The following is a 25,401-nucleotide window of genomic DNA, read 5'->3' on the forward strand; positions in this document are numbered from 1 at the left end:
ACCGCGCGCTCGCGCACCTCGGGCGAAAACTTCACTGACTTCCTCATGGCTCCATCCTCTCAAAGATTGGAGCCTCCTCAAAATCCGGGGCGGTTCACACATGGATGATTCTTTTTTTTGGGCCGGGCTTCAGCCGGCCAGCAGGTCTGTCAGGGCGGCGATGTCGGGCGCACACGCTGTGCGCGCAGACGCTTCCAGGGCGCGGTAGTGGCGGACGACGTCGAGGCCGGAGGGGGTCAGGCCGGTGCCGCCGCCGCGGGCGCCGCCTTTGGCCGTATAGACCGCCGGCGCTTTCAACGCGGCGTTCATCTCGCTCACCAACTGCCAGGCCCGGGCATAGGACATGCCCAACTGGCGCGCTGCCGCGGCGATGCTGCCCGACTCGGCGATGCATTCCAGCAACCGGACCTTGCCCGGCCCGATGGCGACGCCGTCGTCGCGGTAGACGCGGACACGAAACTCGACACGGGCTTTCATGGGGCAGGACGGTGGGGCTGGAGGAGCGGATGCAGAGGCTGCCTGGGCAGACGGTGTCCCGGCATTATCGGCAAGCGGTGATGACGGTGCCCGCGGTGGGCGTGAGGGGCATGGATCTTTACTGGTGGGGGTATTTGTTGCCGATGTGGCAGGGACCGGCGGTACCCGCCACAATGGTCCGATGAACATCAACCCTTGGGACCGCAATTTTGCCGGTGACGTCTACAAGTACGGCACCCAACCGAACGCCTTTCTCGCGACCGATGCGCGCGACTGGCCCCCGTCGCTCGACGTGCTGGTGCCGGGCGACGGCGAAGGGCGCAACGGCGTGTGGCTGGCTGTCCAGGGGCACCGGGTGACGGCGATGGACGGTTCGGCCGTGGGGCTGGCAAAGGCCCGGGCGCTGGCCGAAATCCGCGCTGTGGCCTTGCAGACGGTGCTGGCGGACCTGGCCGACTGGGCGCCGCCGCCGGCCGCGTTCGACGCCCTGGTGCTCACCTTCGTGCACCTGCCGCCGGCCATCCGGGCCGGGGCGCACCGCCGGCTGGCTGCGGCCCTGCGCCCGGGCGGTCGGCTGGTGCTGGAGGCCTTTCATCCGCAGCAACTGGGGCACCGCAGCGGGGGCCCGCAGGACGGGGCCATGCTGTACACGCCCGCGCTGCTGCGCAGCGACTTTCACGGTCTGGTGGACGAGGTGTGGGCCTGGGACGGTGAGGTGTCGCTCGACGAAGGGCCGGGGCATCAAGGGCTGGCGCACGTCACGCGCTGGGTGGGGCGTGCGCTCGGCGCGTGAACGCACACGCCATTGCACAATCGCGGCATGTCCGCCGCCGCCACATTCCTTCCCGCCGACGATCCCCTGCGCGAACAGCTGCACAACGAGGTGCATGCCCGCCCACCGGCGCGCATCCGCCTGCCCGTGCTCGTGACCTATGTGGCCGTGGCCAATGCCGGGGTCACGCGCGAACAGGAATGTGAGCACCTGCGCCGTCTGCCGGGCCAGGCGGCGCTCGCCGTCTCGGCGCTGGAGGGCAGCTTTCTGCGGCTGCGCCTGCCGGGCTACACGCTCAAGTGGGAGCGGCACACCGAATTCACGCGCTACTCGATCGTGCAGCCCTTGCCCGAGGGCGCGGGGCTGGGCGGGCCGACGCCCGATCTGGTCACCCCCCTGGTGACACCGCCGGACTGGCTGGCCGGCATTCCGGGGCGCACCTTCGCCGCGGTGCAACTGGTGATGGTCGAAGGCCCCATCGACCCACCGGCCGATGCGCTGGCGCTGGCCCGCACCTGGCTGGGCGAGCACACGGTGGTGGCCTCGCTCATGGGCAACCAGCGGCATTCGCTGGTGGTCACCGACTTCTGGCTGCGCCCCTGTGGGTTCGAGCGCATGCTGGTCATCGCGCCACCGGGCACGTCGGAAACCCGGGCCGGCCGCATCTCGTCGCGCCTGCTGGAACTGGAGACCTACCGCGTGATGGCGCTGCGGGGGCTGCCGGTGGCCAAACAGCTGGGGCCGCTGCTGGCGGATGCGGAACAGCGGCTGGCCAGCATCACCGCCCAGCTCGAAAGCAAGGGCACGTCCGACCAGCAACTGCTGGACACCCTGGTGGCGCTGGCGGCCGGTGTCGAACGCGCCACGGCCGAACACTCCTACCGTTTTTCCGCGACCCGTGCCTACGACACCCTGGTGGGCCAGCGCATCGCCGAACTGCGTGAGCAACCCATCCCCGGCACGCAGACCCTGGGCGAGTTCATGCAACGCCGCCTGTCGCCGGCCATGGCCACCGTGGCCGCGACGGGCCAGCGCCTGGCGTCGCTGTCCGAGCGCGTGACGCGCACCAGCGCGCTGCTGCGCACGCGCGTGGACATCGCCACCGAAGAGCAGAACCAGCAACTGCTGGCCAAGCTCACCAAGGGGCAAGAACTGCAACTGCGCCTGCAGAGCACGGTGGAAGGCCTGTCGATCGCGGCGATCTCCTACTACGTGGTCAGCCTGATCCTGTATGTGGGCAAGGCCGGCAAGGAAGCGGGCCTGCCCGTCAAGCCCGAACTGCTGGCCGGCGCGATGATCCCGCTGGTGCTGTGGGCGGTGTGGCGCACGACCAAGAAGATTCACGAGAAGCTGCACGCGGGGCATTGAGCGTATGCCCCCACGCTCCGCCGCTGCGCGGGTCGCTGCCCCAAACTCCGTCATGCCCGCGCAGGCGGGCATCCAGCAAGGTCATGGCGGCCCGGCGGCTGGCCCGGCTGCCCCCACGCTCTACCGCTGACGTGGGTGCCAAACCCCGTCATGCCCGCGCAGGCGGGCATCCCGCTGTCCGTCCCGCGGGGTCAGTCCGCGGTCGGGTCCAGCGCCTTGAGCTTGCGGTACAGCGAGCGTTCGCTGATGCCCAGCCGCGCGGCAAGTTCGGCGCGGCTGCCGGTGTGTTGCGCCACCAGGGTGCGCAGGGCTTCGCGTTCGAGTCCACGCAGGCTCTGGGGGGCGGCGGGCTCGGCCGCTGCCACGGGGGCGGGGATGAGGGCGACCGGTGCGGTGCTGCGCCGGCCGGTGGCGATGGCGGCCTGCACGTCGGTGGCGCGGATCTGTTCGCCGTCGGCCAGCAGGGCGGCGCGCTCCAGCAGGTTGCGCAGCTCGCGCACGTTGCCCGGGAAGGGCTGCTCGGCCAGCACGGCCAGGGCTTCGGGTGACAGCCGCAGGCGGCGGGGGGCGGCCACGCGCTCCAGCAGCGCGGGGGCCAGCAGCGCCAGGTCGCCTTCGCGCTCGCGCAGCGGCGGCAGCGCGATGGGAAAGGTCGAAAGCCGGTAATACAGGTCTTCGCGGAACGCGCCTTCGGCCAGCAGGCGGTGCAGGTCGCGGTGGGTGGCGGAGATCACGCGGATGTCGGCGTGGCGCAGCTCGGTGCTGCCCACGCGGCGGTAGGTGCCGGTCTCCAGCAGGCGCAGCAGTTTGACCTGCATCGCCAGCGGGATGTCGCCCACTTCGTCGAGAAACAGCGTGCCGCCGCTGGCCGCTTCCACCAGGCCGGCGCGGCTGGTGCTGGCGCCGGTGAAGGCGCCGCGCTCGTGGCCGAAGAGTTCGGACTCGAACAGGTTCTCCGGCAGGCTGGAGCAGTCCACCGCCACCAGCGGCTTGCCCGCGCGCGGGCTGGCTTCGTGGATGGCGCGCGCCACCAGTTCCTTGCCGGTGCCGGATTCCCCGAGCAGCAGCACCGTGGCGCGCGAGGGCGCGACCCGCGCCACCAGCCCGAGCATGCGCTGGAAGGCCGGCGAGCGGCCGATCAGGCCTTGCGCGCCGGGCTGGCTCTGGGCCACGCGCAGCGGTTCCATGCGCTCGACGTAGAAAGCCGGTTCGCCGTCGGCCCCGGGCAGGGGCGAGAGCTCGATGTTCACGTAGGTCTCGCCCTGGGGCGTGTGGTGCAGGTGCAGCACGCGCTCGCGCTGGCCCGACTGGCGCGAGCGCGCCAGCGGGCAGGATTCGCCGGCCTGGTCGCAGGGCACGGCGAAGTGGTGCGACACCTCGTAGCAGGTGCGCCCGACCACGCTGCGGTCGGGGCTGAACTGGCGCCGGTAGGCGGCGTTGGCCGCCAGGATGCGGTACTGCGCGTCGAACAGGATGTGGGGCTCGGCCAGGCCTTCGAGGAAGGCGGTGAGTTCGGGCAGGGGTTTCACGGGGACTCCGGCGCGCCAGGTGGGGGGGCGATGTCTGCCATTTTCTGCCAAATCTGGCAGATCGGGGCGGGGTTTCACGGCGGCCCGGCCCCGATCAACGCGGGCAAGTGCTTGTGCCCGTGGGACTTTTGGCGGGTCTGTGCCGGTGGCATGGTTCTTGGAAACGGAGAGGCTGGCAGGTTCCCGGGCCGGGGCCGCGTTTTTTTCCAGGAGACCCCCGTGTTGCGCATGCTTCATGACCCTCGCAGCGGCGAAACCAGCTACCTGCTGGCGGACATGGAATCCGCCGAAGCGGTGCTGATCGATCCGCGCGGCGGCGATCTGCCCGTGCTGACCGCCTTGCTCGACGACGCGCGCCTGCGGCTGCGCTGGGTGCTGCGCACGCACCAGCACGACGACCAGCGGCCGGGCGAATGGGCCGCGCTGTCCCGGCTGGGCGCACCGCTGGTTCAGGGCGAACCCCGCGACGGCGCGCACGTGGCGCGCGACGACGAGCGCCTGGTGTTCGGTCACGAATGCGTGCGGGTGCTGGCCACGCCGGGCCACACCGCCCATTGCCTGAGCTTTCAGTGGCGTGACCGGGTGTTCTGCGGCGGCCTGCTGGTGGTGGGGGCCTGCCCGTACCAGCCGGTGCCGGCCGACGTGGGCGCCCTGTGGGACAGCGCCACCCGGCGCGTGTTCACCTTGCCCGACGAAACCCTGCTCTACGCTGGGTACGACGCGCGCGGGCAGACGGTCAGCACGGTCATGGCGCAGCGCCGCTGGCACCCGCTGCTCGGGGGCTGCACGCGCGACGACTTCCTGGCCCGCGTGGCCACCCCTTCGCTGGAGACCGCATGACCACGCCGGCGCAGATCACCGTCATCGGTGCGGGCTTCGGGGCGTTGTCGACGGTGCGGGCCTTGCGGGCGCGCGAGCGCGAGGCGCAGATCACGCTGATCGCGCCGCGAGCCGAACTGCATTACCTGCCCGGCATCATCTGGATCCCCTCCGGCCTGCGCACGCGCGAGCAGCTCACCGTGCCGCTGGCCCCTTTCTTCGCCCGCATGCGGGTGACCCATGTGGTGGCCGACGTGACCGGCCTGGGGGCGAACGGCCGCGTGGTGCACACCACGGCGGGCGACGTGGCCAACGACTCGCTGGTCATCGCCAGCGGCGGGCGTTTCCTCAAGAAGCTGCCCGGCATCGAACACGCCATCACACCCTGTGAAGGTATTGCTGCGGCCGAGCAGATCCGCGACCGGCTTCGCGCCCTCGAAGGCGGCACCATCGCGGTCGGTTTTGCGGGCAACCCGAACGAACCCAGTGCGGTGCGTGGCGGGCCGATGTTCGAGTTCCTGTTCGGTATCGACCGGCAGTTGCGGCGCGAAGGCCGGCGCGAGCGTTTCGAACTGGTGTTCTTCAACCCCTCGAAAGAGCCGGGCAACCGGCTGGGCCCGAAGGCGGTGCAGCACCTGCTGGCCGAGATGGCGCACTGCGGCATCCGCACCCACCTGGGCCACAAGCTGCAGCGCTTCGAGGTCGGCAAGGTGGTCACCGAAGGCGGCGAATTCCCGGCCGACCTGATCCTGTTCATGCCCGGCATGACGGGCAACGCCTGGTTCGACCAGACCGCACTGACCCGTTCACCCGGCGGCCTGCTGCAGGCCGATGCGCAGTGCCGCGTGGTCGGCAGCGAACAGGTGTACGTGGTCGGTGATTCGGGCAGTTTTCCCGGGCCCGACTGGATGCCCAAGCAGGCGCACATGGCCGACCTGCAGGCCGAGGCGGCGGCGCAGAACCTGCTGAACGGCTTGCAGGGCCTGCCGCAGGCCGCGACGTTCCCGGTCGAGCTGGTCTGCATCATCGACGCCATCGATCACGGCACGCTGGTGTACCGCACCCCCAGGCGGCAGCTGCTCCTGCCTTCATCGCGCCTGTTCCACTGGGCCAAGCGCTGGTTCGAACAACAGTACCTGAGACGCTACCGATGACACCTTCTCTCGCGCTCACCCCTTACGAGGCGCTCGGCGGCGCCGACGCCCTGCACCGTCTGGTGGACCGCTTCTACGCCCTGATGGACGAGTTGCCCGAGGCCTATGCCGCGCGCCGCCTCCATCCGGACAGCCTGGCGGGCGCCAACCAGAGCCTGTTCGAGTACCTCTCGGGCTGGTTCGGCGGGCCGAACCTCTACATCGAAAAGCACGGCCACCCCCGCTTGCGCATGCGGCACCTGCCCTATGCCATCGGCCCGGCCGAACAGGCCGCCTGGATGCTGTGCATGCGCACCGCGCTGGCCGAGGAGGTGGCCGATGCCCCGTTGCGCGCGGGCCTGCTGCAGGCGCTGACGCAGATGGCCGAGCACATGGTCAATACCGGTGATCGCGGGGGCTGCGGCCACGGCCAGGCTGCCCACGCCGGGGGGGCGTGCGATGCCTGAGATGGTGGCGCCGGATCGCCTGCCCCTGGTGCGCGACGAGCTCGACGTGCTCGCCAGCCTGGTGCCGCTGGACGGGCAGCGTCTGATCGAACTGGGTTGCGGCGCGGCGCGCCTGGCCCGGCAACTGGTGCAGCGCCATGCCGGCAGCGAGGTGGTGGCGCTGGAGGTCGACCGCACGCAGCACGCACACAACATCGCCCAGCCGCAGGAGCGGCTGGTGTTTGTGGCGGCCGGCGCGCAGGCCGTGCCAGCGCCGGACGCTGCCTTCGACGGCGCGCTGATGCTCAAGTCGCTGCACCACGTGCCCGTGCCCGAAATGGACCAGGCCCTGGCCGAAGTGGCCCGCGTGCTGCGGCCCGGCGGCTGGCTGTACGTGTCGGAGCCGATCTATGGCGGGGCGCTGAACACCCTCGTCCGCCTCTACAACGACGAAGGGGTGGTGCGCCGGGCGGCGCAGGCCGCACTGGACCGGGCGCTGGCTTCGGGCACACACTGGGTGGCCCAGACCGAGCGCCGCTTTGCCCAGCCCGTGCATTACGCCGACTGGGACGATTTCGCGCGGCGCATGCTGTACCCCAGTTTTGCCGACCACGGCATCACCGAAGCGCTGGCCGATCGGGTGCGGGCCGCGTTCGCACCGCATGGTGGCCCGCAGGGCGCATCGTTCGTGCGGCCGATGCACGTGCGGCTGCTGCGCCGCCGGGGCTGATGCCCCGGGACGGCGGGTTTCAGGCGCTCAGCGCCGCCACCGCCTGGTGGTGGGTGAGGAACACGCCGCCGCTCAGGTGCGCCAGGAAGTCGCTGCGTTCGAGCCGGTCCATCACCGGGCCCTTGACCTCGCTCAGGTGCAGCAGCACGCCCGCATCGCTCAGGCGCTGCTGGATGGTGCGCAGGCTTTCCAGCGCGCTGGCGTCGATGTCGTTGACCGCATTGCACAGCAGGATCAGGTGGCGCAGGTCCGGGTGGCTGGCCACCTCGGCCGCGATGCGGTCTTCCAGGAAGCGCGCGTTGGCGAAGAACAGGCTGCCGTCGACCCGCAGGCTCAGGATGCGCGGGTGCGTGGTCACGGCGTGGCGACGCACGTTGCGGTAATGCTCGGTGCCCGGCACGTTGCCCACCTCGGCGATGTGCGGGCGGCTGCTGTGCCAGATGTGCAGCGCCAGCGAAGCCACCACGCCCGCCGTCAGGCCGCTGACCAGATCGACCAGCAAGGTGGTGCCGAAGGTGAGCGCCTGCGCAGCGAAGTCGGCGCGCGAAAAGCGCCAGGTGCGCCCGAAGCTGGCGAAGTCCATCAGGCTGCCCAGCGCCAGCAGGATGGTGGCGGCCAGCACCGCCAGCGGCAGGTGGCGCAGCCAGGGCGTGAGGAACAGCGCGGCCAGCCCCAGCAGCACGGCGGTCAGCAGCGCGGCCACCGGGGTGCGGGCGCCGCTTTCGGCCACCACCACGGTGCGCGAGAAGCTGGCGCCCACGGCAAAGGCACCGCTCAGCCCCGAAGCCAGGTTGGCGCCGCCCATGGCGCGCATCTCGGCGTCGGTGTCCACGCGCTCGCGCCGCTTGGCGGCCATGCCCTGGGCCATGGAAATCTGCTCGACGAAGGTCAGCACCGCGATCAGCAGGGCCGGCAGCAGCAGCAGGCGCAGCATCTCGGGCGTGGTGTCGGTGAAGGCCATCAGGGTCAGGGCGGGCAGGCCTTGCGGGATCTCGCCGACCACCGCCAGCCCGCGCGCTTCCCAGCCGGTGTTCGCGGTGATGGCGATGGCGCCGATCATGATCAGCAGTGGCGCCGCCTTGCTCACGAGGTCGGCCGCGCCGGCCGGTGTGCCCAGGCGCCGCAGGCCGGGTTGGAGCCAGCGCCTGGCGGCCCACAGCGTGGCGACGGCGCCCAGGCCCACGGCCAGCGTCAGGCTGTGCACCTGGGTGTGGTGCTGCCACAGGCTGCGCAGGAAGGCGCCCAGGTTCTGGCTGGCCAGCGGCATGCCCAGCACGTGGGGCAACTGGCTCATGGCGATCAGCAGGCCCGCCGCCGTGACGAAACCCGAAAGCACCGGGTGGCTGAGGAACCCCGCCACGAAGCCCATGCGCAGCGCACCCATGACCAGCAGCATCGCGCCGACCATGACCGCCAGCAGCGCACTGGCGGCGATGAAGGCCGGGCTGCCGGTGGCGGCCACCGCCCCCACGGCGGCCAGCGACATGACGGAACGCAGCGCCGCCGGGCCGGCGGCCACGACGGGGCTGGTGCCCATGAGGGCGTACACCACCAGCGGCAGCACGCTGGCGTACAGGCCCGTGACCGCCGGCATGCCCGCCAGCAGGGCGTAGGCCAGGGCCTGCGGGATCAGCAGCAGGGTGACGACGGCGGCCGAGGTCAGGTCGGCCGTGAAGGTCGCCTGCGTGCAATCCCGGCCCCAGCGCAGCACCGGGAACCAGTCGGCCCAGCGGGCCGCAAGCCGGGCGGTGGCCGGGGCGTCAGTCGGGGGCATTGGCGGCTTCGGTGTGGATCACGCCGCCGCCCAGGCAGACCTCGCCGTCGTACAGCACCGCGCTCTGGCCCGGCGTCACCGCCCATTGCGGTTCGGCAAAACGCAGCGTGAAACCGGTGTCGTCGAGCGCGAGCGCGCAGGGGGCGTCGCTCTGGCGGTAGCGGGTCTTGGCCGCAATCCGGGTGGCGGTGGGGGCTTCGCCCGCGGCCCAGCTCACATCCTCGGCGCGCAGGCTGGGCGCCAGCAGCCAGGGGTGGTCGTGGCCCTGCACCACCCACAGGGTGTTCTTGGCGAGGTCCTTGCGCGCCACGAACCAGGGTTCGTGCTCGGCGCCGCCTTTCTGGGCGCCCTGGGCCTTGACACCCCCGATGCCCAGGCCCTGGCGCTGGCCCAGGGTGTAGAAGGACAGGCCCACGTGCTCGCCGATGGTGCGGCCGCTCGGGTCCTTGATCGGCCCCGGTTCCTTGCTGATGTAGCGGTTGAGGAAGTCGCGGAACGGGCGTTCGCCGATGAAGCAGATGCCGGTGCTGTCCTTTTTCTTCGCGTTCGGCAGGCCGATCTCGGCCGCGATGCGGCGCACCTCGGTCTTGGGCAGCTCGCCCACCGGGAACATCGTTTTGGCCAGTTGCGCCTGGTTCAGGCGGTGCAGAAAGTAGCTCTGGTCCTTCAGCGGGTCCAGGCCCTTGAGCAGCTCGTAGCGCACGCGGGCGTCATCCCGCGCGGTCGCGCGGGAGGTCATGTGCTGCCCGACGGGCTCGCCCGTGTCTGCTGCGACGCAGCGGACACGGGCGTAATGCCCGGTGGCGATCTTCTCGGCGCCCAGGCGCATGGCGTGGTCCAGGAAGGCCTTGAACTTGATCTCGGCGTTGCACAGGATGTCGGGGTTGGGCGTGCGCCCGGCCTGGTATTCGCGCAGGAACTCGGCGAAAACCCGGTCCTTGTATTCGGCCGCGAAGTTGACGTGCTCGATGTCGATCCCGATCACGTCGGCCACGCTGGCCGCGTCCAGCCAGTCCTGCCGGCTGGAGCAGTATTCGCTGTCGTCGTCATCTTCCCAGTTCTTCATGAAGATGCCGATGACCTCGTGGCCCTGCTGTTTCAGCAGGTACGCGCTCACGGCGGAGTCCACCCCGCCGCTCAGGCCCACCACCACACGTTGCTTGCTCGTCATGGTGTGCGATTATCCCGCCCATCCGATGGCACGATCAGGCGAAGGGACACCAGCGACACCATGGAACTGCGGCAACTGCGTTACTTCGTGCGCATCGTCGAACTCGGCGCCATGAGCCGGGCGGCGCACGATCTGGACATGGTCCAGTCGGCCCTGAGCCAGCAGATCACGCGGCTGGAAGGGGAGCTGGCCACGCGCCTGCTGCACCGCACGCCACAGGGCGTTTCCCCGACGGCGGCCGGCGCGGCCTTCTTCCGCGAGGCCAAACTGACGCTGCGCCATGCCGAGCAGGCGGTGCGGGCCGCCCAGGCCGCGCGCCTGTCGGGCAGTGTCACCGTGGGGCTGGCGCCCACCACGTCGGCCGTGCTGGGGCTGCCGCTCATCCAGGCCATGCGCGAGCGCTACCCCGACGTGCGCCTGCACATGGTCGAGGCCATGTCGGGCCACATCAGCGCCCTGCTCAATGCCCGCGAGCTGGACATGGCCGTGCTGTTCGACTCGCGGCTGCAGCAGGCGCGGCAGGCCGGTGGCAGCCGGCGCTGGGAAATCCAGCCGCTGCTGGAGGAAGACCTGTTTCTGATGCGCAGCGCGGCCACCCCCCGGCTGCCGGCCGAAATGACCATGGCCGATCTGGCCGACGAACCGTTGATTCTGCCCACCGGCCCGCACGGCCTGCGAAGCACGCTGGACGCGGCGTTTGCCGGTATGGGGCTGGCGCCCCGTGTGGTGCTGGAGGTCGATTCCCTGGCCATGGTGATGGCCGCGGTGGACGCCGGCCTGGCGTCTTCGGTGCAGCCCTGGGCCGCGCTCGGCCGCTACCCCGACGCCGGGCAGCGCTTTCAGTGGGCGCGCCTGACCGACGTGCCCGCGCGCCGGGTGAACCTGCTGTGCAGCCTGTCGGACGACGAACTTTCGCCAGCCGCGCTGGCGGCGCGTGTGGTGCTGGCCGATTGCGTGCGCACCCTGGTGACCAGCGGGCGCTGGTCGGGCGTCACGCCGCTGGACGGCGCCGGGGTCACCGGCCCGCGCCGGGCGGGGCATCGGAAATCGTGATACCCCCATGACCTGACCCCGCTGCACGGCGCGGGGCCGTCTTCCTACATTCGCTCATCCGCCGGGCCTGCGCGCCCGGCGCCCCACGAGTGAAGAGCGAAAAGCGAGGAGACGCATGTCGATGGACCCCGATGTCCTGGTCATCGGTGGCGGCAACGCGGCGCTGTGCGCGGCCCTGATGGCGCGCGAAGCCGGTGCCACCGTGCTGCTGCTGGAGGCCGCGCCGCGCGCCTGGCGCGGCGGCAATTCCGCCCACACCCGCAACCTGCGCTGCATGCATGACGCGCCGCAGGACGTGCTGGTCGAGGCCTACCCCGAAGAAGAGTTCTGGCAAGACCTGCTCAAGGTCACCGGCGGCCTGACCGACGAGGCGCTGGCGCGGCTGGTGATCCGCCATTCGTCGTCGTGCCGGCCCTGGATGCGCCGCCATGGCGTGCATTTCCAGCCACCGCTGTCGGGTGCGCTGCACGTGGCGCGCACCAACGCCTTTTTCATGGGCGGTGGCAAGGCGCTGGTCAACGCCTACTTCCGCAGCGCCGAGGCGCTGGGCGTGCAGGTGCGTTACGAAACGCCGGTCGAGCGGCTGGAGATCGCAGACGGCCGCTTTGTCGCTGCGCACCTCAAAGACGGTGAACGCATCGCCGCGAAAACCTGCGTGCTCGCGGCCGGCGGCTTTGAATCGAACCGCGACTGGCTGCGCGAGGCCTGGGGCCAGAACGAACGCGGCGAATGGCCGTCGGACAACTTCCTCATCCGCGGCACCGCCTTCAACCAGGGCGTGTTGCTGCGCCACCTGCTGGAAGACCACGGCGCCGAGCGCATCGGCGACCCGACGCAGGCGCACATGGTGGCCATCGACGCGCGTGCGCCGCTCTACGACGGCGGCATCTGCACGCGCATCGACTGCGTGTCGCTGGGCGTGGTGGTCAACCGCGACGGTGAGCGCTTCTACGACGAAGGCGAAGATTTCTGGCCCAAGCGCTACGCGATCTGGGGGCGCCTGGTGGCGCAGCAGCCCGGGCAGATCGGCTATTCGATCATCGACGCCAAGGCCATCGGCCGCTTCATGCCGCCCGTGTTCCCGGGCGTCAAGGCCGACACCCTGCCCGAACTGGCGCACAAACTCGGCCTGCCCGTAGACAGCTTCATGCGCACGCTGGACAGCTACAACGCCGCCTGCCGGGTGGGCACCTTCGACCACACCGCGCTCGACGATTGCCACACCGAAGGCCTGGCACCCGCCAAGACGCACTGGGCGCGCCCCATCGACACCGCGCCGTTCTACGGCTACGCGCTCAAGCCCGGCGTCACCTTCACCTACCTGGGCCTCAAGACCGGCGATACCGCCGCCGTGCGCTTCGGCGGCGCGGCCAGCCCCAACCTGTTCGTGGCCGGTGAAATGATGGCCGGCAACGTGTTGGGCAAGGGCTACACCGCCGGCGTCGGCATGAGCATCGGCACGGCCTTTGGCCGCATCGCCGGCGCCAACGCCGCCCGCGCGGCCCGGCAGCAGCCGGCCCAGCCCCTGGCGACGCTGATCGCCACCGAACAAGGAGCCCTGCATGCCGCCGCTTGACGCCCTGGTGCGCGACGCCCACGCCCTGGCCATGGGCGACGCCGTGCCCGTTTCCGACGCCGAAGCCGAGGTGGCGCGCCAGTTGCAGATCTGCAATGCCTGCCGTTACTGCGAAGGCTTTTGCGCCGTGTTTCCCGCGATGACGCGCCGGCTCGAATTCCCCAAAGCCGACGTGCATTTCCTGGCCAACCTGTGCCACAACTGCGGCGCCTGCCTGCACGCCTGCCAGTACGCGCCGCCGCACGAATTCGCGGTCAACATCCCGCAGGCCATGGCCCGCGTGCGCGGCCAGACCTACCACGACTACGCCTGGCCGCCCGCGCTGGGCAAGCTCTACCAGCGCAACGGGCTCACGCTCTCGCTCGCGCTGGCGGGCGGGCTGGCGCTGTTCCTGGTGCTGGCGGTGGCCCTGAAGGGCGGGCTGTGGCAGGTGCCCGGCGCCGACTTCTACGCCATCTTTCCGCACAACCTGCTGGTGGGCCTGTTTGCGCCGGTGTTTCTGTTCGCCGTGCTGGCCCTGGCGCTGGGCGTGCGCCGCTTCTGGCGCGACGTGACGCCCGCCACCAGCGGCGCGCCCGTGAGCCCGCCGGCCGCAGCCGAAGCCACGCACGACGTGCTGCGCCTGAAGTACCTCGATGGCGGGCACGGCGAGGGTTGCCACAACGACGACGACGCCTACACGCTGGCGCGCCGCCGCTGCCACCACCTGACGTTCTACGGCTTTCTGCTGTGCTTCGCCGCCACCAGCGTGGCCACGCTGTACCACTACCTGCTGGGGCAACCCGCGCCCTACGACCTGCCCAGCCTGCCCAAGCTGCTGGGCGCCGTGGGGGGCGTGAGCCTGGCGCTGGGCACCGCAGGCCTGTGGCGCCTGAACCTGCGCCGCCACCCGCTGCAGGGCGACGCTGCCCAAAAGCCCATGGACCGTGGCTTCATCGCGCTGCTGTTCCTCACCGCCACCAGCGGCCTGGCGCTGTGGCTGGCCCGTGGCACGCCGGCCATGGCGCTGGTGCTGTGCCTGCACCTGGGCGCGGTGATGGCGCTGTTCGCCACGCTGCCCTACGGCAAGTTCGCCCACGGCATTTTCCGCACTGCGGCGCTGCTGCGCCACGCGGTGGAAAAGCGCCAGCCCTCGCCCATCGGGCTGGGCGCCGACTGACGCGTCCCGCTTCCCTTTCCGTTCCACCCACCCATCCACCCCTGCGAGGAGACCACGATGAAAAAACGCACCTTGATATCCACGGCCGTGCTGGCCGGCGCCGCCCTGTTGCTGGGCGCCCCGGCCCAGGCCCAGGACTTTCCGCCCAAGAAGCCGGTGACCCTGGTGGTCGGCTTCGCGGCCGGTGGCGCCGCCGACGCCGCCGCACGCATGATCGCCAAAAAGCTGGGCGAGAACATCGGCCAGTCCGTGGTGGTGGACAACAAGGGCGGCGCGGGTGGCAACATCGCGCACCAGCTTGTGGCCAAGGCCACACCCGACGGCAGCGTGCTGCTGTTCGGCTCGGTCGGCCCGTTGACCATCGCGCCGCACCTGATGAAGGTCGGCTACGACCCGTTCAAGGATCTGGCGCCGATCTCGGGCGGGGTCTACTTCCCCAACGTGCTGGTGGTGCACCCGGGCACCGGCGCCAAGACCCTGGCCGAATTCGTGCAGTTGTCGAAGAAAAAGCCGGGCAGCGTCGACTTCGCCTCCACCGGCGCGGGTTCGGCCTCGCACCTGGCGGGCGAGCTGTTCAACCAGCGTGCCGGCATCGACATGGTTCACGTGCCCTACAAGGGCGGTGCACCGGCCATGCAGGATCTGCTGGGCGGGCGCATCGCGTCGTACTTCGCCGCGCCGCCCACGGCGCTGCCGCAGATCGAAGCCGGCAAGCTGATCCCGCTGGCCACCACCGGCCTCACGCGGCCGGCCTACATGCCCAATATCCCGACGGTGGCCGAAGCGGGCTACCCCGGCTTCGAGGCCCTGAACTGGTATGCCTTCGTGGCACCGGGCAAGACGCCCGAACCCCTGCTGGAGCGCTGGAACCAGGAAATCGTGAAAGCGCTCAACGACCCCGAGGTCAAGGACGCCCTGGTCAAGCACGGCCTGACACCGCAGCCGACCACCCGCGCCGAATTTGCCGCCTTCATGAAGAAGGAGTCCGCGCAGTGGGCCGCGATCATCAAGGAGCGCAAGCTCAGCGCCAACTGAGTGGCGCCCACGCCGCCGGGGCCGCTGCGCCGCTGAACAGCGCGTCGGCCCCGAACCCGGTCAACCGATTCACCAGACCCCTGCGGGCGCCCGCAGGCGCTCGACCGCTTGCCCGCCGACCAGGTGCGTGTCGAAGATCTCGGTCACGTCTTCCGGCGTCACGTTGCGGTAGAGCACCGATTCCGGGTAGACCAGCACGTTGGCGCCCTGGTCGCAGGGGCCGATGCAGCCCGAATAGGTGATGGCCAGACCGTCGTAGGCCTGGCGCTTCTGCTGCTCGGCCCAGAAGGCCTGCAGCACCGCGGTGCTGCCCTTGGCAGCGCACGATCCGCGAGGGTGCTGCGGCGGGCGGTTCTGCGTGCAGACGAAGACGTGGCGGGTGGGGCGGGACATGGGTTTTCCTCGGATTCATGGAGGCGCCAACAGGCAGCCGGAGAGGGCGCAGCCATCGCGAAATGCCGCGGATCCGGCTTGGCCGGGCCGCTGGCGTTGCCCCTTGAGGGGGATGCGGCGACACGCAGTGAGCCAGCGACGGGGTGGTCAACCAAATTTGAACAGGATGCCGTGGCCGCCGCGCGGATATTCCCAGGCCACGTTGGTGTGCTCGGTGCAGATCACCCGGCAACTGCCGCACTCCAGGCAGCCGTCGGTGATCAGGGTCACCGTGCCGTTGCCCTCGGCCTTGTAGCAGGCGGCCGGGCAGATGTAGGTGCAGGCCTGCGACTGGCATTCGTTGGCGCAGATCTCGGGCTGCTTGATCTGGATGTGGGGCCGACCGTGGTCGACCTTGTAGCGGTTCTGGAAGAGTTTTTCTTCCACGTTGACAACGGTGCTCATCGCGAAGCCCTCCAGATTTTGAATGCGTCGCCGACCAGGCCGGTCAGGCTGCGCTTGCTGCGGAAACTGCCCAGGATTTCCTTTTCCTTGGAATGCTTGTCCACGCCGTCGACGGTGAAGAAGGTCTTGGCGGCGCGGTTGACCAGTTCGGGGTAGGCGGTGAAGAACTGCGGGCTGCTGTGCAGCACCTCGGGCAGCTTGCGGTACTTCTTCAGGTCCTTCATGACGAAGGACTCGTCCATCTTGTCCTTGTAGGCCTTGAGCGTCTTCAGGCTGGGCTCCTGGCCCGCGGCCTTCATGGCGATGACGGTTTCACCGGCCAGCCGGCCGCTGGTCATGGCCAGGTTGCTGCCTTCGCGGTGCACCGCGTTGACGAAGCCGCCCGAGTCGCCCACGATCAGCCAGCCCGCGCCGTGGATGCGCGGCACGGCGTTGAAGCCGCCTTCGGGGATCAGGTGGGCGCAGTACTCCTTCATCTCGCCGCCTTCGATCAGGGGCGCGATGCTGGGGTGCTTCTTGAGCTTTTCCAGCAGCTCGTAGGGCTTGGTGCGCAGCGGGTTGGCCTTGAAGTCGCTGAGCATGCAGCCCACGCCGATGGTCAGCGACTCCTTGTTGGTGTAGAGGAAGCCGGTGCCCACCATGCCTTCGGTTACCTTGCCCATCAGCTCGATGACCACGCCCTCGTCTTCCTTGATGTTGAAGCGCTGCTGGATCACCTCTTCGGGCAGGAACAGGATTTCCTTGACGGCCAGGGCCACGTTGCCCGCGTCCAGCTCGCCGTGGAAGCCGGCCTTGCGCGCCAGCGTGCTGTTGACGCCGTCGGCCAGCACCACCACGTCGGCATACACCTCACCGCCCAGGCGGTCGCAGCGCACGCCGATGACCTGTTCACCGTCGAGCAGCAGCTCTTCCACCGTGGTCTCGCAGATCAGCAGGGCGCCGGCCTCGCGCACCTTGGCGCTGAACCACTTGTCGAACTGCGCGCGGATGATGGTGTAGCGGTTGTAGGGCGGCTTGTTGTAGTCGTCGCTGCGGTAGTGGGTGCCGACGAAGCTCTCGTCGTCCATCATCCACATGCGCTGCTCGATGATGTGGCGCTCCAGCGGTGCGTCCTCGCGGAAGTCCGGGATGATCTGTTCCAGCGCGTTGCTGTAGAGGATGGCGCCCTGCACGTTCTTGCTGCCGGGGTATTCGCCGCGCTCGATCTGCAGGACCTTCAGGCCGGCCTTGGCCATGGTATAGGCCGCAGCGTTGCCCGACGGCCCCGCCCCGACCACGATCGCATCGAACTTTTCGTTAGACATCACAGATCTCCTTGAGGTCGGGTTACGCGACTTTTCTAATGCGCTTGTCGAGGTGGGAACGGAAGGCCGCGGTCAGCACCGGCAGCACCTGCATCGCGTTGCCGACGATGCCGTGGTGGGCGAAGTCGAAGATGGGTGCGTTGGGGTCGGTGTTGATGGCCACGATCACGTCCGACGCTTCCATGCCCACGCGGTGCTGGATGGCGCCGCTCACGCCGGCGGCGATGTAGAGCTTGGGTCGCACGGTCTTGCCGGTCTGGCCGACCTGGCGTTCGGCTTCGAGCCAGCCGGCCTGGGTCACGGCGCGGGTGGCACCCACCTCGGCACCCAGCACGCGGGCCAGGTCCCACACCAGCTTGCAGTTGTCGGCGTTCTTCAGGCCCTTGCCGGCGGTGACGATGATGTCCGCGTAGGCCAGGTTGATGTGGTTGCTGCTGGCGTCGGGAATGAAGCCCAGCAGCTTGGTGACGATGTCGGTCTCCACCATGCCCAGCTCCATCGTGATGATGTCGCCGCTGCGGCTTTCGTCGCGCGCCGGCATGGCGGCGGTGCGCGGGCGCATGGTGGCCATCTGCGGCCGGTAGGCCAGGGTCATGATGGTGCACAGCAGGCTGCCGCCGAAGGTCGGGCGGGTGGCGGCCAGCGCGCGGCCGTCGATGTTCAGCTCGGTGCAGTCGGCCGTCAGGCCGGTGCCCAGGGTGGTGGCCACCGAGCCGGCCAGGTCGCGGCCCATGGTGGTGGCGCCCAGCAGCAGGATCTCGGGCTGGTGCTTGTTGACCAGGTCGGTCAGGCCCTTGGTGAAGGGCTCGTTGCGGTAGCCCTGCAGCACCGGGTCGCGCATGAGGTAGCAGTGGTCGGCGCCGTAGACGTAGGCTTCCTTGGCGTAGTCCTCCAGCTTGTCGGCCGGGCCGCCCAGCAGCACGCCGCTGACCTCCACGCCCAGCTTGTCGGCCAGCTTGCGGGCTTCGCCCATCAGCTCCCAGCTCACGCTGTGCACCTGGCCGCGGTCGTGTTCGATGAACACCCACACGCCCTTGTAGACCTTCAGGTGTTCGGGCAGTTCGGTGCTGCGGCCACTGCGGCCGGCGGTCTTGGCGGCGCCTGCGGCGGCAGCGGCAGCCATGGCGGGTTTGGCGGCGTCACTCATGGTGGTGGGCTCCTCAGGCGGACAGGCGCTCGACGGTCTCGTGTTCGAGCGTCGGGTGGGTGGTGAAAATCTTCTGCAGCAGGTTCAGGCAGACGTCGTTGACGTTGGTGCCGTCGCCGACTTCCTGCATCTCGGCGCGCACGCTGCGCGCCTTGGGCGCGAACACCTTGCTGACGATGGTCGGGCTGCCTTTGAGGCCGATCTTGGTGATGTCCTCGATGCCGGCGTCGTCCTTGCTCCACTTGCGGATCTGGCAGCGGCCGGCGCGCAGCATGTCGTCCATGGTGGCGAAGCGCATCTCGTTCGTGCCTTCGAGCATGGTGATCAGGCTGGGCAGCGTGGTCTGCAGGCGCTGCACGCCGCCTTCGGCGCGGCGTTCCACTGTCAGGGTCTGGCCGTCCAGGTCCACCTCGTTGATCTTGCTCACGTAGGTCAGCAGGTTCCAGCCCAGGCGCTTGGCGATGCCGGGGCCAACCTGGGCGGTGTCACCGTCGATGGTCTGCTTGCCGGTGAAGACCAGGTCCACCGCCTGCTCCGCGTGGATCTTGCGGATGGCCGAGGTCAGCGCATAGCTGGTGGCCAGGGTGTCGGCGCCGGCGAAGGCGCGGTCGGTCACCAGGATGGCGTCGGTGGCACCGAAGCTGATGCACTTGCGCAGCGCGTCTTCGGCCTGCGGCGGGCCCATGCAGAGCATGGTCACGCGGCCGCCGAACTGGTCCTTCAGGCGCAGGGCCTCTTCCAGCGCGAACAGGTCATAGGGGTTGACGATGGCCGGCACGCCCTGGCGCATGATGGTGTTGGTCACCGGGTGGACACGGATCTGCGCCGAGTCCGGGACCTGCTTGATGCAGACGACGATGTGCATGGAGAACTCCTTTCAGGCCACGGCGCGTTGCGGCAGGGACGCCTTGAGGTTGTCGATCGAAACGTGCTGGCGGCCGCCCACGTCCTGGAACACCTTGAACACCTTTTCCTGGGCCGGCGTGGAGCGCACGAAGTCGCCGTAGGCCTGGGCCAGCAGGTTGCGGTAGGTGGTGAAGACCTGCAGCTCGTCGTCGGCCGACAGGTTCGGCGCCTGCTGGCGCAGGTACTGGAAGAAGCGTTTGAGGATGTGCAGGCGGCTGACGTTGACCACGGCCTGGTCGAACGGCACGCCGAAAAAGTTCAGGAAGTCTTCGGCGGAAGACAAGGCCTTGAGCTGGTCGAGAAACTGCTCCATGGGGCTACTCCTCGTGGGGGATGGGTGGGCGGAGACGGTCAAAGGCGGGTTCGGCGCAGGCGTCGTCGCACGGGCCGCAGGCGCTGGCGGATGGGGTGTGGCCGGCGGCGCGGGCCTGTTCGGTTTCGAGCTGGGCCACGCGATCCAGCAGGCAGGCGATGGCCTTGCCCACCGGGTCGGGGATGAGGTGGTGGTCGAGATCGAAGCCATGGCGGATGCGGCGGCGCGAGGCCACCACCCGGCCCGGAATGCCGACCACCGTGGCGCCGGCCGGCACCGCTTCGATCACCACCGAATTGGCGGCCACGCGCGCCCGGTCGCCCACGCTGATGGGGCCGAGGATCTTGGCGCCCGCGCCCACCACCACACCGCTGCCCAGCGTGGGGTGGCGCTTGCCGGGGTTCCAGGTGGTGCCGCCGAGCGTGACGCCGTGGTAGAGCGTCACGTCGTCGCCGATCTCGGCCGTCTCGCCGATCACCACGCCCGCGCCGTGGTCGATGAAGAAGCGTTCACCGATGCGGGCGCCGGGGTGGATGTCCACGTTCGTGAGCCAGCGCGCGCAGAACGACAGCCAGCGCGGCGCATAGCGCCAGCCCCGGCGCCACAGCGCGTGCGCCAGGCGGTGGCAGGCCACCGCCTGCACGCCCGGGTAGATGGTCCACACCTCCAGCCGGTTGCGTGCGGCCGGGTCGCGGGCCAGCACGCAGCGCACGTCTTCGCGCACCTGCTGCCACCACGCGCGCGGGTGCCCGGCGGCGGGGCCGACATCGGGGGCTGATGGCGACAGCGTGGTGTTCATGGGGTCGTGCTCCGGCTTCATGCGGACGCCCAGCGCGCGCGCGATTCCTGGAAGAAGCGCTGCAGCTCCTGCGGCGACGGTTCGCGCTTGGTGGCCATGGCGTGGTCGCGGATGCGCGCGAGCAGGCTGCCGGTGAGCGCTTCGTCGTCCAGCGCGATGCCCAGGCGCCCATAGGCCAGGCGCACGGCGTGCGAGCCCGAATGTTTGCCCAGCACGGTGCGGCGTTCGCGCCCCAGCTCGGCCGGGTCGAAGCTTTCGTAGGTGGTGGCGTGTTTGAGCAGGCCGTCGATGTGGATGCCCGATTCGTGCGTGAACACCGCTTCGCCCACGATGCTCTTGTTGGCGGCCACGGTGCGGCCCGAAGCGCGCTCGACCAGGCGCGAGATGCCCACCAGCGCCTGCGTGTTCACGCCGGTGTCGCCGTGCATCAGGTGGCGCACGCCCATCACCACCTCTTCCAGCGCGGCGTTGCCGGCGCGCTCGCCCAGACCGTTGACGGTGGTGTTGGCGTGCGTGGCGCCAGCGCGCAGGGCCGCGAGCGTGTTGGCCGTGGCGAGGCCGAGGTCGTTGTGGGCGTGGATCTCGATGTCCAGCTCGGTGTGCTCGCGCAGGCGGGCCAGGGCTTCGTAGGTGGTGAAGGGATCGAGCACGCCCAGGGTGTCGGCAAAACGCAGACGCTGCGCGCCGCAGGCCTGGGCGCGCGCGGCCACCAGGGCCAGAAAGGCGGGGTCGGCGCGCGAGGCGTCTTCCAGACCCAGCGACACGCGGCGCCCGCTCAGGGCCGCGCGCTCGATGACCCGCGTGACCTGGTCGATCACCCAGTCGCGCGACTGGCGCAGCTTGTGGCGCAGGTGGATGTCCGACACCGGAATCGACAGGTGCACGATGTCGGCATCGCAGCGCAGGGCCGCGGCCAGGTCCGGTTCGGTCAGGCGGCCCCAGACCATGAGCGCGACCGGCAGGCGCAGCGCCGCAATGGCCTGGATGCAGCCGATCTCTTCATCGCCCATGGCGGGAATGCCGATTTCCATTTCCGGCACGCCGGCCTCGGCCAGCGCGTAGGCGATGGCGCACTTTTCGTCGACCGTGAACGCCACACCCGCGGTCTGCTCGCCGTCGCGCAGCGTGGTGTCGTTGATGGTGAGCGAGCGGTTCATGCACAGCGTCCTTTCCAGCCCTTCAGTGCAAAGCGCGTGCCATGTGCCGGTGGGCGTTCAAAGCCGCTTTTCGGGGCCTTCGGGCGCTGCTTTTGTCGTGTCTGCACGGCCCCGGTCCAACGGGGTGGCAGCGGGCTGTCGGGAATGTGGCCTTTCGGACAGGGGCCGAAACGGCTCAGAGCTCGCGCGCGTGGTTGCGTGTGTGGCGGGGCAGTTCCACCACCAGGTCCTGCGTGCCGAGGCGCACGCAGCAGGCCAGGCGCGACTGCGCGTCCAGGCCCCAGGCGTGGTCGAGCTGGTCGTTTTCGTCGTCGTCGATGGCGCTTACCGCCGTGCCACCTTCGCGCAGGTGCACGTGGCAAGTGGCGCAGGCGGCAACCATGTCGCAGGCGTGTTCGATGGCCACGCCCGCGCGCAGCAGGCCTTCACACAGCGAAGCGCCGCGCCGCAGCTCGAACGCCGTGCCCTCGGGGCACAGATCGGGGTGCGGCAGCACGCGCACGGTGGGCATCAGAGGCTCTCCAGCGTCCTGCCGGCCAGTGCCTGCTGGATCGACGCGTTCATGCGGCGCGCCGCGAATTCGCCCGTGGCCGACGACAGCTCGGCCGCCTGCACGCGCAGAGCCTGGGCGTCGTCTTCGGTTTCCAGCACTTCGGCCAGGCGGAACATCACCTGCCGGATCGCGGCGAGTTCCGGCGCCGACAGCAGGCGGCTGTCGGTGGCCAGGGCTACGTCGGTGGCGTCGAGCAGGCGGCGTGCATCCACCTGGGCCTCGCGCAGCGAGCGCAGGCGCATGTCGTCGGCGCTGGCGGTCACCGCGTCCTTGAGCATGGTGGCGATCTGGTCGTCGGCCAGGCCGTAGGTGGGCTTGACTTCCACATGCGCTTCCACACCGCAGGTCAGCTCGCGCGCCGTCACCGCCAGCAGGCCGTCGGCGTCGATCTGGAAGGTCACGCGGATGCGCGCCGCACCGGCCACGGCCGGCGGAATCCCGCGCAGATCGAAACGCGCCAGCGACCGGCAGTCGGCCACCGACTCGCGCTCGCCCTGCACCACGTGCAGGCTCATTGCGGTCTGTCCGTCCTTGAAGGTGGTGAACTCCTGCGCCCGCGCCGTGGGGATGGTGGAGTTGCGCGGGATGATCTTTTCCACCAGACCGCCCATGGTTTCCAGGCCCAGCGACAGCGGGCACACGTCCAGCAGCAGCCAACCATCGCCCTGGCTGTTGCCGATGAGCACGTTGGCCTGCATGGCCGCACCCAGTGCCACCACCTGGTCGGGGTCGATGTCGGTCAGCGGCTCCACGCCGAACAGTTCGCGCACCGCGTGGCGGGCCACCGGCATGCGGGTCGAGCCGCCCACCAGCACCACACCCGTGATGTCGGCCGTGCTCAGCCGCGCGTCGCGCAGGGCGCGCCGGGTGCTGCGCACGGTGCGCTCCACCAGCGGCGCGGTGAGCTGTGCGAACTGCTCGCGGCTCAGGATCGCCTGCAACGTGGCGCCGCCTTCGGGCAGGACCACGCGCAGCGACGCGCTGTCGTGGCTGGAGAGGGTTTCTTTGGCGGTGCGGGCCGCCCCGAGCAGCGCGCGCTGCGTGGTCGGCGCCAGCGCGGCCATGCCGGCGATGCCGTGTTCGCGGCACACCCATTCGGCCACCGCGCGATCGAAGTCGTCGCCGCCGAGCGCGGAATCGCCCCCCGTGGACAGCACTTCGAAGATGCCGCGCGACAGGCGCAGCACCGACACGTCGAAGGTGCCGCCGCCCAGGTCGTAGACCACAAAGGTGCCTTCGGCGGCCTGGTCCAGCCCGTAGGCAATGGCCGCGGCCGTGGGTTCGTTGAGCAGGCGCAGCACGTTCAGGCCGGCCAGCCGCGCCGCGTCCTTCGTGGCCTGGCGCTGCGCGTCGTCGAAGTAGGCCGGCACCGTGATCACCACGCCGGCCAGCGGTCCGCCCAGCGCGCCCTCGGCCCGTTCGCGCAGCGCCGACAGGATGTCGGCCGACACCTGCACGGGCGAACGCTCGCCCGCCGCCGTCTGCAGCCCCACCATGCCGGCGCCGTCGGTGAAGTCGTAGGGCAGGCCCCGGGCTTCGGGCAGATCGCCCAGCTTGCGCCCCATGAAGCGCTTGACCGAAACAATGGTGTTGCGCGGGTCTTCGGCCTGCAGTGCCTGCGCTGCCTGGCCCACCACCGGCGCGCCCTCGGGGCGGTAGCGCACCACCGACGGCAGCAGCAGCGCGCCGCCCGCGTCGGGCAGGGCCCGCGCCTGCGCGCTCTGCACGGTGGCGATCAGCGAGTTGGTGGTGCCCAGGTCGATGCCCGCCGCCAGCCGGTGCTGGTGCGGTGCGGCCGATCGGCCGGGTTCAGCGATCTGGAGCAAAGCCATGATGGGTACCGTTGGTGGTGATCGGTTTGCGTGCCGTGCCTGCTTCGAGAACACTGCGGAACCGGTTTTGCCGGGCCGCTGGTGTTGCCCCCTGGGGGGTGACGGGCGCAGCCCGGCGCGGGAGGCGTTTTGTTCACACCGCGAAGCTCTCGCCGCAGCCGCAGTTGGCCTTGGCGTTCGGGTTGTTGAACTTGAAGCCTTCGTTCAGGCCTTCTCGCACGAAGTCGAGTTCGGTGCCGTCGAGCATGCCCAGGCTGCGCGGGTCGACGATGACTTTCACGCCGTGGTTCTCGAAGCACTGGTCGTCGGGGTTCATCGCGTCGACGAACTCCAGCGCGTAGGCATAACCCGAGCAGCCGCTGGTCTTGACGGCCAGGCGCAGGCCCAGGCCCGCGCCGCGCTTGATCAGCGACTTCTCCACGTGCCGCGCGGCGGCGGGGGTGAGGGACACGCTCATGGGGATTCCTTTCAGCAGCGGGCGGTGGTGCCGCAGGGGGCAGGACGCCCGCCTGCGCGGGCGCGACGGTGGGGCGGCTTTCCGCTCACACGGAAAACGAGCTGCCGCAGCCGCAGGTGGTCTGCGCGTTCGGGTTGTGGATCACGAAGCGCGAGCCTTCGAGCCCGTCTTCAAAATCCACGCGCGCGCCCATCAGGTACTGCTGGCTCATGGCGTCCACCACCAGCGACACGCCGCTGGTGATCACGATCGTGTCGTCCTCGGCCACCTGGTCGTCGAACGCGAAGCCGTAGGAAAAGCCCGAACAGCCGCCCCCCGTGACATACAGGCGCAGCTTCAGCGCGGGGTTGCCTTCTTCTTCGATCAGTTCGGCCACCTTGGCGGCGGCCTCGGCGGTGAAGTCCAGCAGCGCGGGCAGGGGGGCCTGGGCGGGATCGCTGGCCAGGGAGGACAGGGCAGACATGGCACGGCTCCTTTGGATGGTGGGCGTGGGCGGGTTTCAGGAATGGCCGGGCTCGCAGGCCGGTTGTTCCACCAGTTCGCTGTCCGCAGCGGCGGTGGCGGTGGCATCCCCGTGGCGCGAGCGGTAGTCGGCCACGGCGGCCTTGATCGCGTCTTCGGCCAGGATCGAGCAGTGGATCTTCACGGGCGGCAGCGCCAGCTCTTCGGCAATGGCGGCGTTCTTGATCGCGAGCGCCTCGTCCAGCGTGCGGCCGCGCACCCACTCGGTCACCAGCGAACTCGACGCGATGGCCGAGCCGCAGCCGTAGGTCTTGAACTTCGCGTCCTCGATCACGCCCTGGGCGTTCACGCGGATCTGCAGCTTCATCACGTCGCCGCAGGCGGGCGCGCCGACCATGCCGGTACCGACGCTGTCGTCGTTGGCGTCGAACGCGCCGACATTGCGCGGGTTCTCATAGTGGTCAACCACCTTGTCGCTGTAGGCCATGGCTAACTCCAGAAGGCGAAGAAACGTTTGAGAGAAGGGCTTGTTCCAGCACGCGCCACGGAACCGGCTCCGCCGGGCCGTGGGCGCGGTCCCCCTGGAGGGGGA

27 protein-coding genes are annotated in these 25,401 nt (G+C 69.9%); 10 read left to right on the forward strand and 17 right to left on the reverse strand.

Features of this window, described 5'->3' with window-relative positions; genetic code table 11:
• Positions 1–129: 129 nt before the first annotated feature.
• On the reverse strand, positions 130–477 hold the full coding sequence (locus QQK43_RS16490) for a winged helix-turn-helix domain-containing protein (RefSeq protein ID WP_234267257.1): 348 nt from the start codon (positions 475–477) through the stop codon (positions 130–132).
• Between the two features lie 181 nt (positions 478–658).
• On the opposite strand from QQK43_RS16490, the gene QQK43_RS16495 reads away from it, so the two are divergent.
• Both QQK43_RS16495 and QQK43_RS16500 read left to right on the forward strand, forming a co-directional pair.
• On the forward strand, positions 659–1,270 hold the full coding sequence (locus tag QQK43_RS16495) for a class I SAM-dependent methyltransferase (RefSeq protein ID WP_284308613.1): 612 nt from the start codon (positions 659–661) through the stop codon (positions 1,268–1,270).
• A gap of 27 nt (positions 1,271–1,297) precedes the next feature.
• Positions 1,298–2,617, forward strand: a complete 1,320-nt coding sequence (locus tag QQK43_RS16500; protein ID WP_234267259.1) for a DUF3422 family protein — start codon at positions 1,298–1,300, stop codon at positions 2,615–2,617.
• Between the two features lie 191 nt (positions 2,618–2,808).
• Here the strand turns inward: QQK43_RS16500 and QQK43_RS16505 are convergent, their stop codons facing one another.
• Entirely contained in the window at positions 2,809–4,146 is a 1,338-nt protein-coding gene (locus QQK43_RS16505) for a sigma-54 interaction domain-containing protein (RefSeq protein ID WP_234267260.1), read from the reverse strand.
• Between the two features lie 228 nt (positions 4,147–4,374).
• Here QQK43_RS16505 and QQK43_RS16510 point away from each other — a divergent pair, with 228 nt between their 5' ends.
• The 4 genes from QQK43_RS16510 to QQK43_RS16525 are packed head-to-tail and all read left to right on the forward strand — an operon-like array spanning position 4,375 to position 7,274.
• The gene (locus QQK43_RS16510; protein WP_234267261.1) at positions 4,375–4,986 is read left to right on the forward strand and encodes an MBL fold metallo-hydrolase; all 612 of its coding nucleotides are present in this window, start codon (positions 4,375–4,377) and stop codon (positions 4,984–4,986) included.
• On the forward strand, positions 4,983–6,119 hold the full coding sequence (locus QQK43_RS16515; RefSeq protein ID WP_284308614.1) for an NAD(P)/FAD-dependent oxidoreductase: 1,137 nt from the start codon (positions 4,983–4,985) through the stop codon (positions 6,117–6,119). The genes QQK43_RS16510 and QQK43_RS16515 overlap by 4 nt, the downstream gene beginning before the upstream one ends.
• Complete coding sequence (locus QQK43_RS16520) at positions 6,116–6,565, forward strand: group II truncated hemoglobin (RefSeq protein ID WP_284308616.1); 450 nt, start codon at positions 6,116–6,118, stop codon at positions 6,563–6,565. The genes QQK43_RS16515 and QQK43_RS16520 overlap by 4 nt, the downstream gene beginning before the upstream one ends.
• Positions 6,558–7,274 carry a class I SAM-dependent methyltransferase gene (locus QQK43_RS16525; protein ID WP_370465301.1) on the forward strand — a complete coding sequence of 239 codons (717 nt, stop codon included), beginning with the start codon at positions 6,558–6,560 and terminating at the stop codon, positions 7,272–7,274. The genes QQK43_RS16520 and QQK43_RS16525 overlap by 8 nt, the downstream gene beginning before the upstream one ends.
• Before the next feature lie 19 nt (positions 7,275–7,293).
• Here QQK43_RS16525 and QQK43_RS16530 read toward each other — a convergent pair whose 3' ends face one another.
• Positions 7,294–9,048, reverse strand: coding sequence for a SulP family inorganic anion transporter (locus tag QQK43_RS16530; RefSeq protein ID WP_284308617.1), 1,755 nt, complete (start codon positions 9,046–9,048; stop codon positions 7,294–7,296).
• On the reverse strand, positions 9,035–10,219 hold the full coding sequence (gene mnmA, locus QQK43_RS16535; protein ID WP_284308618.1) for a tRNA 2-thiouridine(34) synthase MnmA: 1,185 nt from the start codon (positions 10,217–10,219) through the stop codon (positions 9,035–9,037). Before mnmA ends, QQK43_RS16530 begins: the two co-directional genes overlap by 14 nt.
• Positions 10,220–10,279: 60 nt before the next feature.
• Between mnmA and QQK43_RS16540 the strand changes: the two genes are divergently transcribed.
• The 4 genes from QQK43_RS16540 to QQK43_RS16555 all read left to right on the forward strand — a co-directional run bounded on the left by QQK43_RS16540 (position 10,280) and on the right by QQK43_RS16555 (position 15,042).
• Positions 10,280–11,272: a LysR family transcriptional regulator gene (locus QQK43_RS16540; protein WP_234267266.1), complete on the forward strand. Its 993-nt coding sequence runs from the start codon at positions 10,280–10,282 to the stop codon at positions 11,270–11,272.
• A gap of 121 nt (positions 11,273–11,393) precedes the next feature.
• The gene (tcuA, locus tag QQK43_RS16545) at positions 11,394–12,848 is read left to right on the forward strand and encodes an FAD-dependent tricarballylate dehydrogenase TcuA (protein ID WP_284308619.1); all 1,455 of its coding nucleotides are present in this window, start codon (positions 11,394–11,396) and stop codon (positions 12,846–12,848) included.
• Positions 12,835–14,007 (forward strand): tricarballylate utilization 4Fe-4S protein TcuB, encoded by a 1,173-nt coding sequence (tcuB, locus tag QQK43_RS16550; RefSeq protein ID WP_234267267.1) that lies wholly within the window; start codon positions 12,835–12,837, stop codon positions 14,005–14,007. Before tcuA ends, tcuB begins: the two co-directional genes overlap by 14 nt.
• A 57-nt stretch (positions 14,008–14,064) precedes the next feature.
• Positions 14,065–15,042, forward strand: a complete 978-nt coding sequence (locus QQK43_RS16555; RefSeq protein WP_234267268.1) for a Bug family tripartite tricarboxylate transporter substrate binding protein — start codon at positions 14,065–14,067, stop codon at positions 15,040–15,042.
• Between the two features lie 69 nt (positions 15,043–15,111).
• Here the strand turns inward: QQK43_RS16555 and QQK43_RS16560 are convergent, their stop codons facing one another.
• The 13 genes from QQK43_RS16560 to iscU all read right to left on the reverse strand — a co-directional run bounded on the left by QQK43_RS16560 (position 15,112) and on the right by iscU (position 25,296).
• On the reverse strand, positions 15,112–15,435 hold the full coding sequence (locus QQK43_RS16560; RefSeq protein ID WP_284308621.1) for a (2Fe-2S) ferredoxin domain-containing protein: 324 nt from the start codon (positions 15,433–15,435) through the stop codon (positions 15,112–15,114).
• Between the two features lie 147 nt (positions 15,436–15,582).
• On the reverse strand, positions 15,583–15,879 hold the full coding sequence (locus QQK43_RS16565; RefSeq protein WP_234267270.1) for a ferredoxin family protein: 297 nt from the start codon (positions 15,877–15,879) through the stop codon (positions 15,583–15,585).
• Entirely contained in the window at positions 15,876–17,183 is a 1,308-nt protein-coding gene (locus QQK43_RS16570) for an FAD-dependent monooxygenase (protein WP_284308622.1), read from the reverse strand. The genes QQK43_RS16565 and QQK43_RS16570 overlap by 4 nt, the downstream gene beginning before the upstream one ends.
• Positions 17,184–17,205: 22 nt before the next feature.
• Positions 17,206–18,330, reverse strand: a complete 1,125-nt coding sequence (locus QQK43_RS16575; RefSeq protein ID WP_284308623.1) for an electron transfer flavoprotein subunit alpha/FixB family protein — start codon at positions 18,328–18,330, stop codon at positions 17,206–17,208.
• 13 nt (positions 18,331–18,343) lie between these two features.
• Positions 18,344–19,195: an electron transfer flavoprotein subunit beta/FixA family protein gene (locus QQK43_RS16580; RefSeq protein WP_284308624.1), complete on the reverse strand. Its 852-nt coding sequence runs from the start codon at positions 19,193–19,195 to the stop codon at positions 18,344–18,346.
• Between the two features lie 12 nt (positions 19,196–19,207).
• Positions 19,208–19,549, reverse strand: a complete 342-nt coding sequence (gene nifW / locus QQK43_RS16585) for a nitrogenase stabilizing/protective protein NifW (RefSeq protein ID WP_284308625.1) — start codon at positions 19,547–19,549, stop codon at positions 19,208–19,210.
• Between the two features lie 4 nt (positions 19,550–19,553).
• On the reverse strand, positions 19,554–20,348 hold the full coding sequence (cysE, locus tag QQK43_RS16590; protein WP_234267276.1) for a serine O-acetyltransferase: 795 nt from the start codon (positions 20,346–20,348) through the stop codon (positions 19,554–19,556).
• A 17-nt stretch (positions 20,349–20,365) separates the two neighbouring features.
• Positions 20,366–21,505 carry a homocitrate synthase gene (nifV, locus tag QQK43_RS16595; protein WP_284308626.1) on the reverse strand — a complete coding sequence of 380 codons (1,140 nt, stop codon included), beginning with the start codon at positions 21,503–21,505 and terminating at the stop codon, positions 20,366–20,368.
• A 175-nt stretch (positions 21,506–21,680) separates the two neighbouring features.
• Positions 21,681–22,016 (reverse strand): 2Fe-2S iron-sulfur cluster-binding protein, encoded by a 336-nt coding sequence (locus tag QQK43_RS16600; RefSeq protein WP_284308627.1) that lies wholly within the window; start codon positions 22,014–22,016, stop codon positions 21,681–21,683.
• Positions 22,016–23,890, reverse strand: coding sequence for a Fe-S protein assembly chaperone HscA (hscA, locus tag QQK43_RS16605; RefSeq protein WP_284308629.1), 1,875 nt, complete (start codon positions 23,888–23,890; stop codon positions 22,016–22,018). The genes QQK43_RS16600 and hscA overlap by 1 nt, the downstream gene beginning before the upstream one ends.
• A 133-nt stretch (positions 23,891–24,023) precedes the next feature.
• Positions 24,024–24,347: an iron-sulfur cluster assembly protein IscA gene (iscA, locus tag QQK43_RS16610; protein ID WP_234267280.1), complete on the reverse strand. Its 324-nt coding sequence runs from the start codon at positions 24,345–24,347 to the stop codon at positions 24,024–24,026.
• A gap of 85 nt (positions 24,348–24,432) precedes the next feature.
• Complete coding sequence (erpA, locus tag QQK43_RS16615) at positions 24,433–24,810, reverse strand: iron-sulfur cluster insertion protein ErpA (protein WP_234267281.1); 378 nt, start codon at positions 24,808–24,810, stop codon at positions 24,433–24,435.
• Between the two features lie 36 nt (positions 24,811–24,846).
• On the reverse strand, positions 24,847–25,296 hold the full coding sequence (iscU, locus tag QQK43_RS16620; RefSeq protein WP_284308630.1) for a Fe-S cluster assembly scaffold IscU: 450 nt from the start codon (positions 25,294–25,296) through the stop codon (positions 24,847–24,849).
• Between the last annotated feature and the right edge of the window lie 105 nt (positions 25,297–25,401).

Source organism: Hydrogenophaga electricum, from assembly GCF_030160815.1.
Lineage (GTDB): Bacteria > Pseudomonadota > Gammaproteobacteria > Burkholderiales > Burkholderiaceae_C > Hydrogenophaga > Hydrogenophaga electricum.

Excerpts from the sequence above, each read along its gene's own strand:
- mnmA (WP_284308618.1), bottom strand. The coding sequence starts at position 10,219 with ATGACGAGCAAGCAACGTGTGGTGGTGGGCCTGAGCGGCGGGGTGGAC.
- QQK43_RS16555 (WP_234267268.1), top strand. The coding sequence starts at position 14,065 with ATGAAAAAACGCACCTTGATATCCACGGCCGTGCTGGCCGGCGCCGCC.
- erpA (WP_234267281.1), bottom strand. The coding sequence starts at position 24,810 with ATGTCTGCCCTGTCCTCCCTGGCCAGCGATCCCGCCCAGGCCCCCCTG.
- cysE (WP_234267276.1), bottom strand. The coding sequence starts at position 20,348 with ATGAACACCACGCTGTCGCCATCAGCCCCCGATGTCGGCCCCGCCGCC.
- QQK43_RS16530 (WP_284308617.1), bottom strand. The coding sequence starts at position 9,048 with ATGCCCCCGACTGACGCCCCGGCCACCGCCCGGCTTGCGGCCCGCTGG.
- QQK43_RS16490 (WP_234267257.1), bottom strand. The coding sequence starts at position 477 with ATGAAAGCCCGTGTCGAGTTTCGTGTCCGCGTCTACCGCGACGACGGC.
- tcuA (WP_284308619.1), top strand. The coding sequence starts at position 11,394 with ATGGACCCCGATGTCCTGGTCATCGGTGGCGGCAACGCGGCGCTGTGC.
- iscU (WP_284308630.1), bottom strand. The coding sequence starts at position 25,296 with ATGGCCTACAGCGACAAGGTGGTTGACCACTATGAGAACCCGCGCAAT.
- QQK43_RS16515 (WP_284308614.1), top strand. The coding sequence starts at position 4,983 with ATGACCACGCCGGCGCAGATCACCGTCATCGGTGCGGGCTTCGGGGCG.
- hscA (WP_284308629.1), bottom strand. The coding sequence starts at position 23,890 with ATGGCTTTGCTCCAGATCGCTGAACCCGGCCGATCGGCCGCACCGCAC.
- nifV (WP_284308626.1), bottom strand. The coding sequence starts at position 21,505 with ATGAACCGCTCGCTCACCATCAACGACACCACGCTGCGCGACGGCGAG.
- QQK43_RS16540 (WP_234267266.1), top strand. The coding sequence starts at position 10,280 with ATGGAACTGCGGCAACTGCGTTACTTCGTGCGCATCGTCGAACTCGGC.
- QQK43_RS16560 (WP_284308621.1), bottom strand. The coding sequence starts at position 15,435 with ATGTCCCGCCCCACCCGCCACGTCTTCGTCTGCACGCAGAACCGCCCG.
- nifW (WP_284308625.1), bottom strand. The coding sequence starts at position 19,549 with ATGGAGCAGTTTCTCGACCAGCTCAAGGCCTTGTCTTCCGCCGAAGAC.
- QQK43_RS16500 (WP_234267259.1), top strand. The coding sequence starts at position 1,298 with ATGTCCGCCGCCGCCACATTCCTTCCCGCCGACGATCCCCTGCGCGAA.
- QQK43_RS16525 (WP_370465301.1), top strand. The coding sequence starts at position 6,558 with ATGCCTGAGATGGTGGCGCCGGATCGCCTGCCCCTGGTGCGCGACGAG.
- QQK43_RS16570 (WP_284308622.1), bottom strand. The coding sequence starts at position 17,183 with ATGTCTAACGAAAAGTTCGATGCGATCGTGGTCGGGGCGGGGCCGTCG.
- QQK43_RS16510 (WP_234267261.1), top strand. The coding sequence starts at position 4,375 with ATGCTTCATGACCCTCGCAGCGGCGAAACCAGCTACCTGCTGGCGGAC.
- QQK43_RS16600 (WP_284308627.1), bottom strand. The coding sequence starts at position 22,016 with ATGCCCACCGTGCGCGTGCTGCCGCACCCCGATCTGTGCCCCGAGGGC.
- QQK43_RS16580 (WP_284308624.1), bottom strand. The coding sequence starts at position 19,195 with ATGCACATCGTCGTCTGCATCAAGCAGGTCCCGGACTCGGCGCAGATC.
- iscA (WP_234267280.1), bottom strand. The coding sequence starts at position 24,347 with ATGAGCGTGTCCCTCACCCCCGCCGCCGCGCGGCACGTGGAGAAGTCG.
- QQK43_RS16565 (WP_234267270.1), bottom strand. The coding sequence starts at position 15,879 with ATGAGCACCGTTGTCAACGTGGAAGAAAAACTCTTCCAGAACCGCTAC.
- QQK43_RS16520 (WP_284308616.1), top strand. The coding sequence starts at position 6,116 with ATGACACCTTCTCTCGCGCTCACCCCTTACGAGGCGCTCGGCGGCGCC.
- QQK43_RS16495 (WP_284308613.1), top strand. The coding sequence starts at position 659 with ATGAACATCAACCCTTGGGACCGCAATTTTGCCGGTGACGTCTACAAG.
- QQK43_RS16575 (WP_284308623.1), bottom strand. The coding sequence starts at position 18,330 with ATGAGTGACGCCGCCAAACCCGCCATGGCTGCCGCTGCCGCCGCAGGC.
- tcuB (WP_234267267.1), top strand. The coding sequence starts at position 12,835 with ATGCCGCCGCTTGACGCCCTGGTGCGCGACGCCCACGCCCTGGCCATG.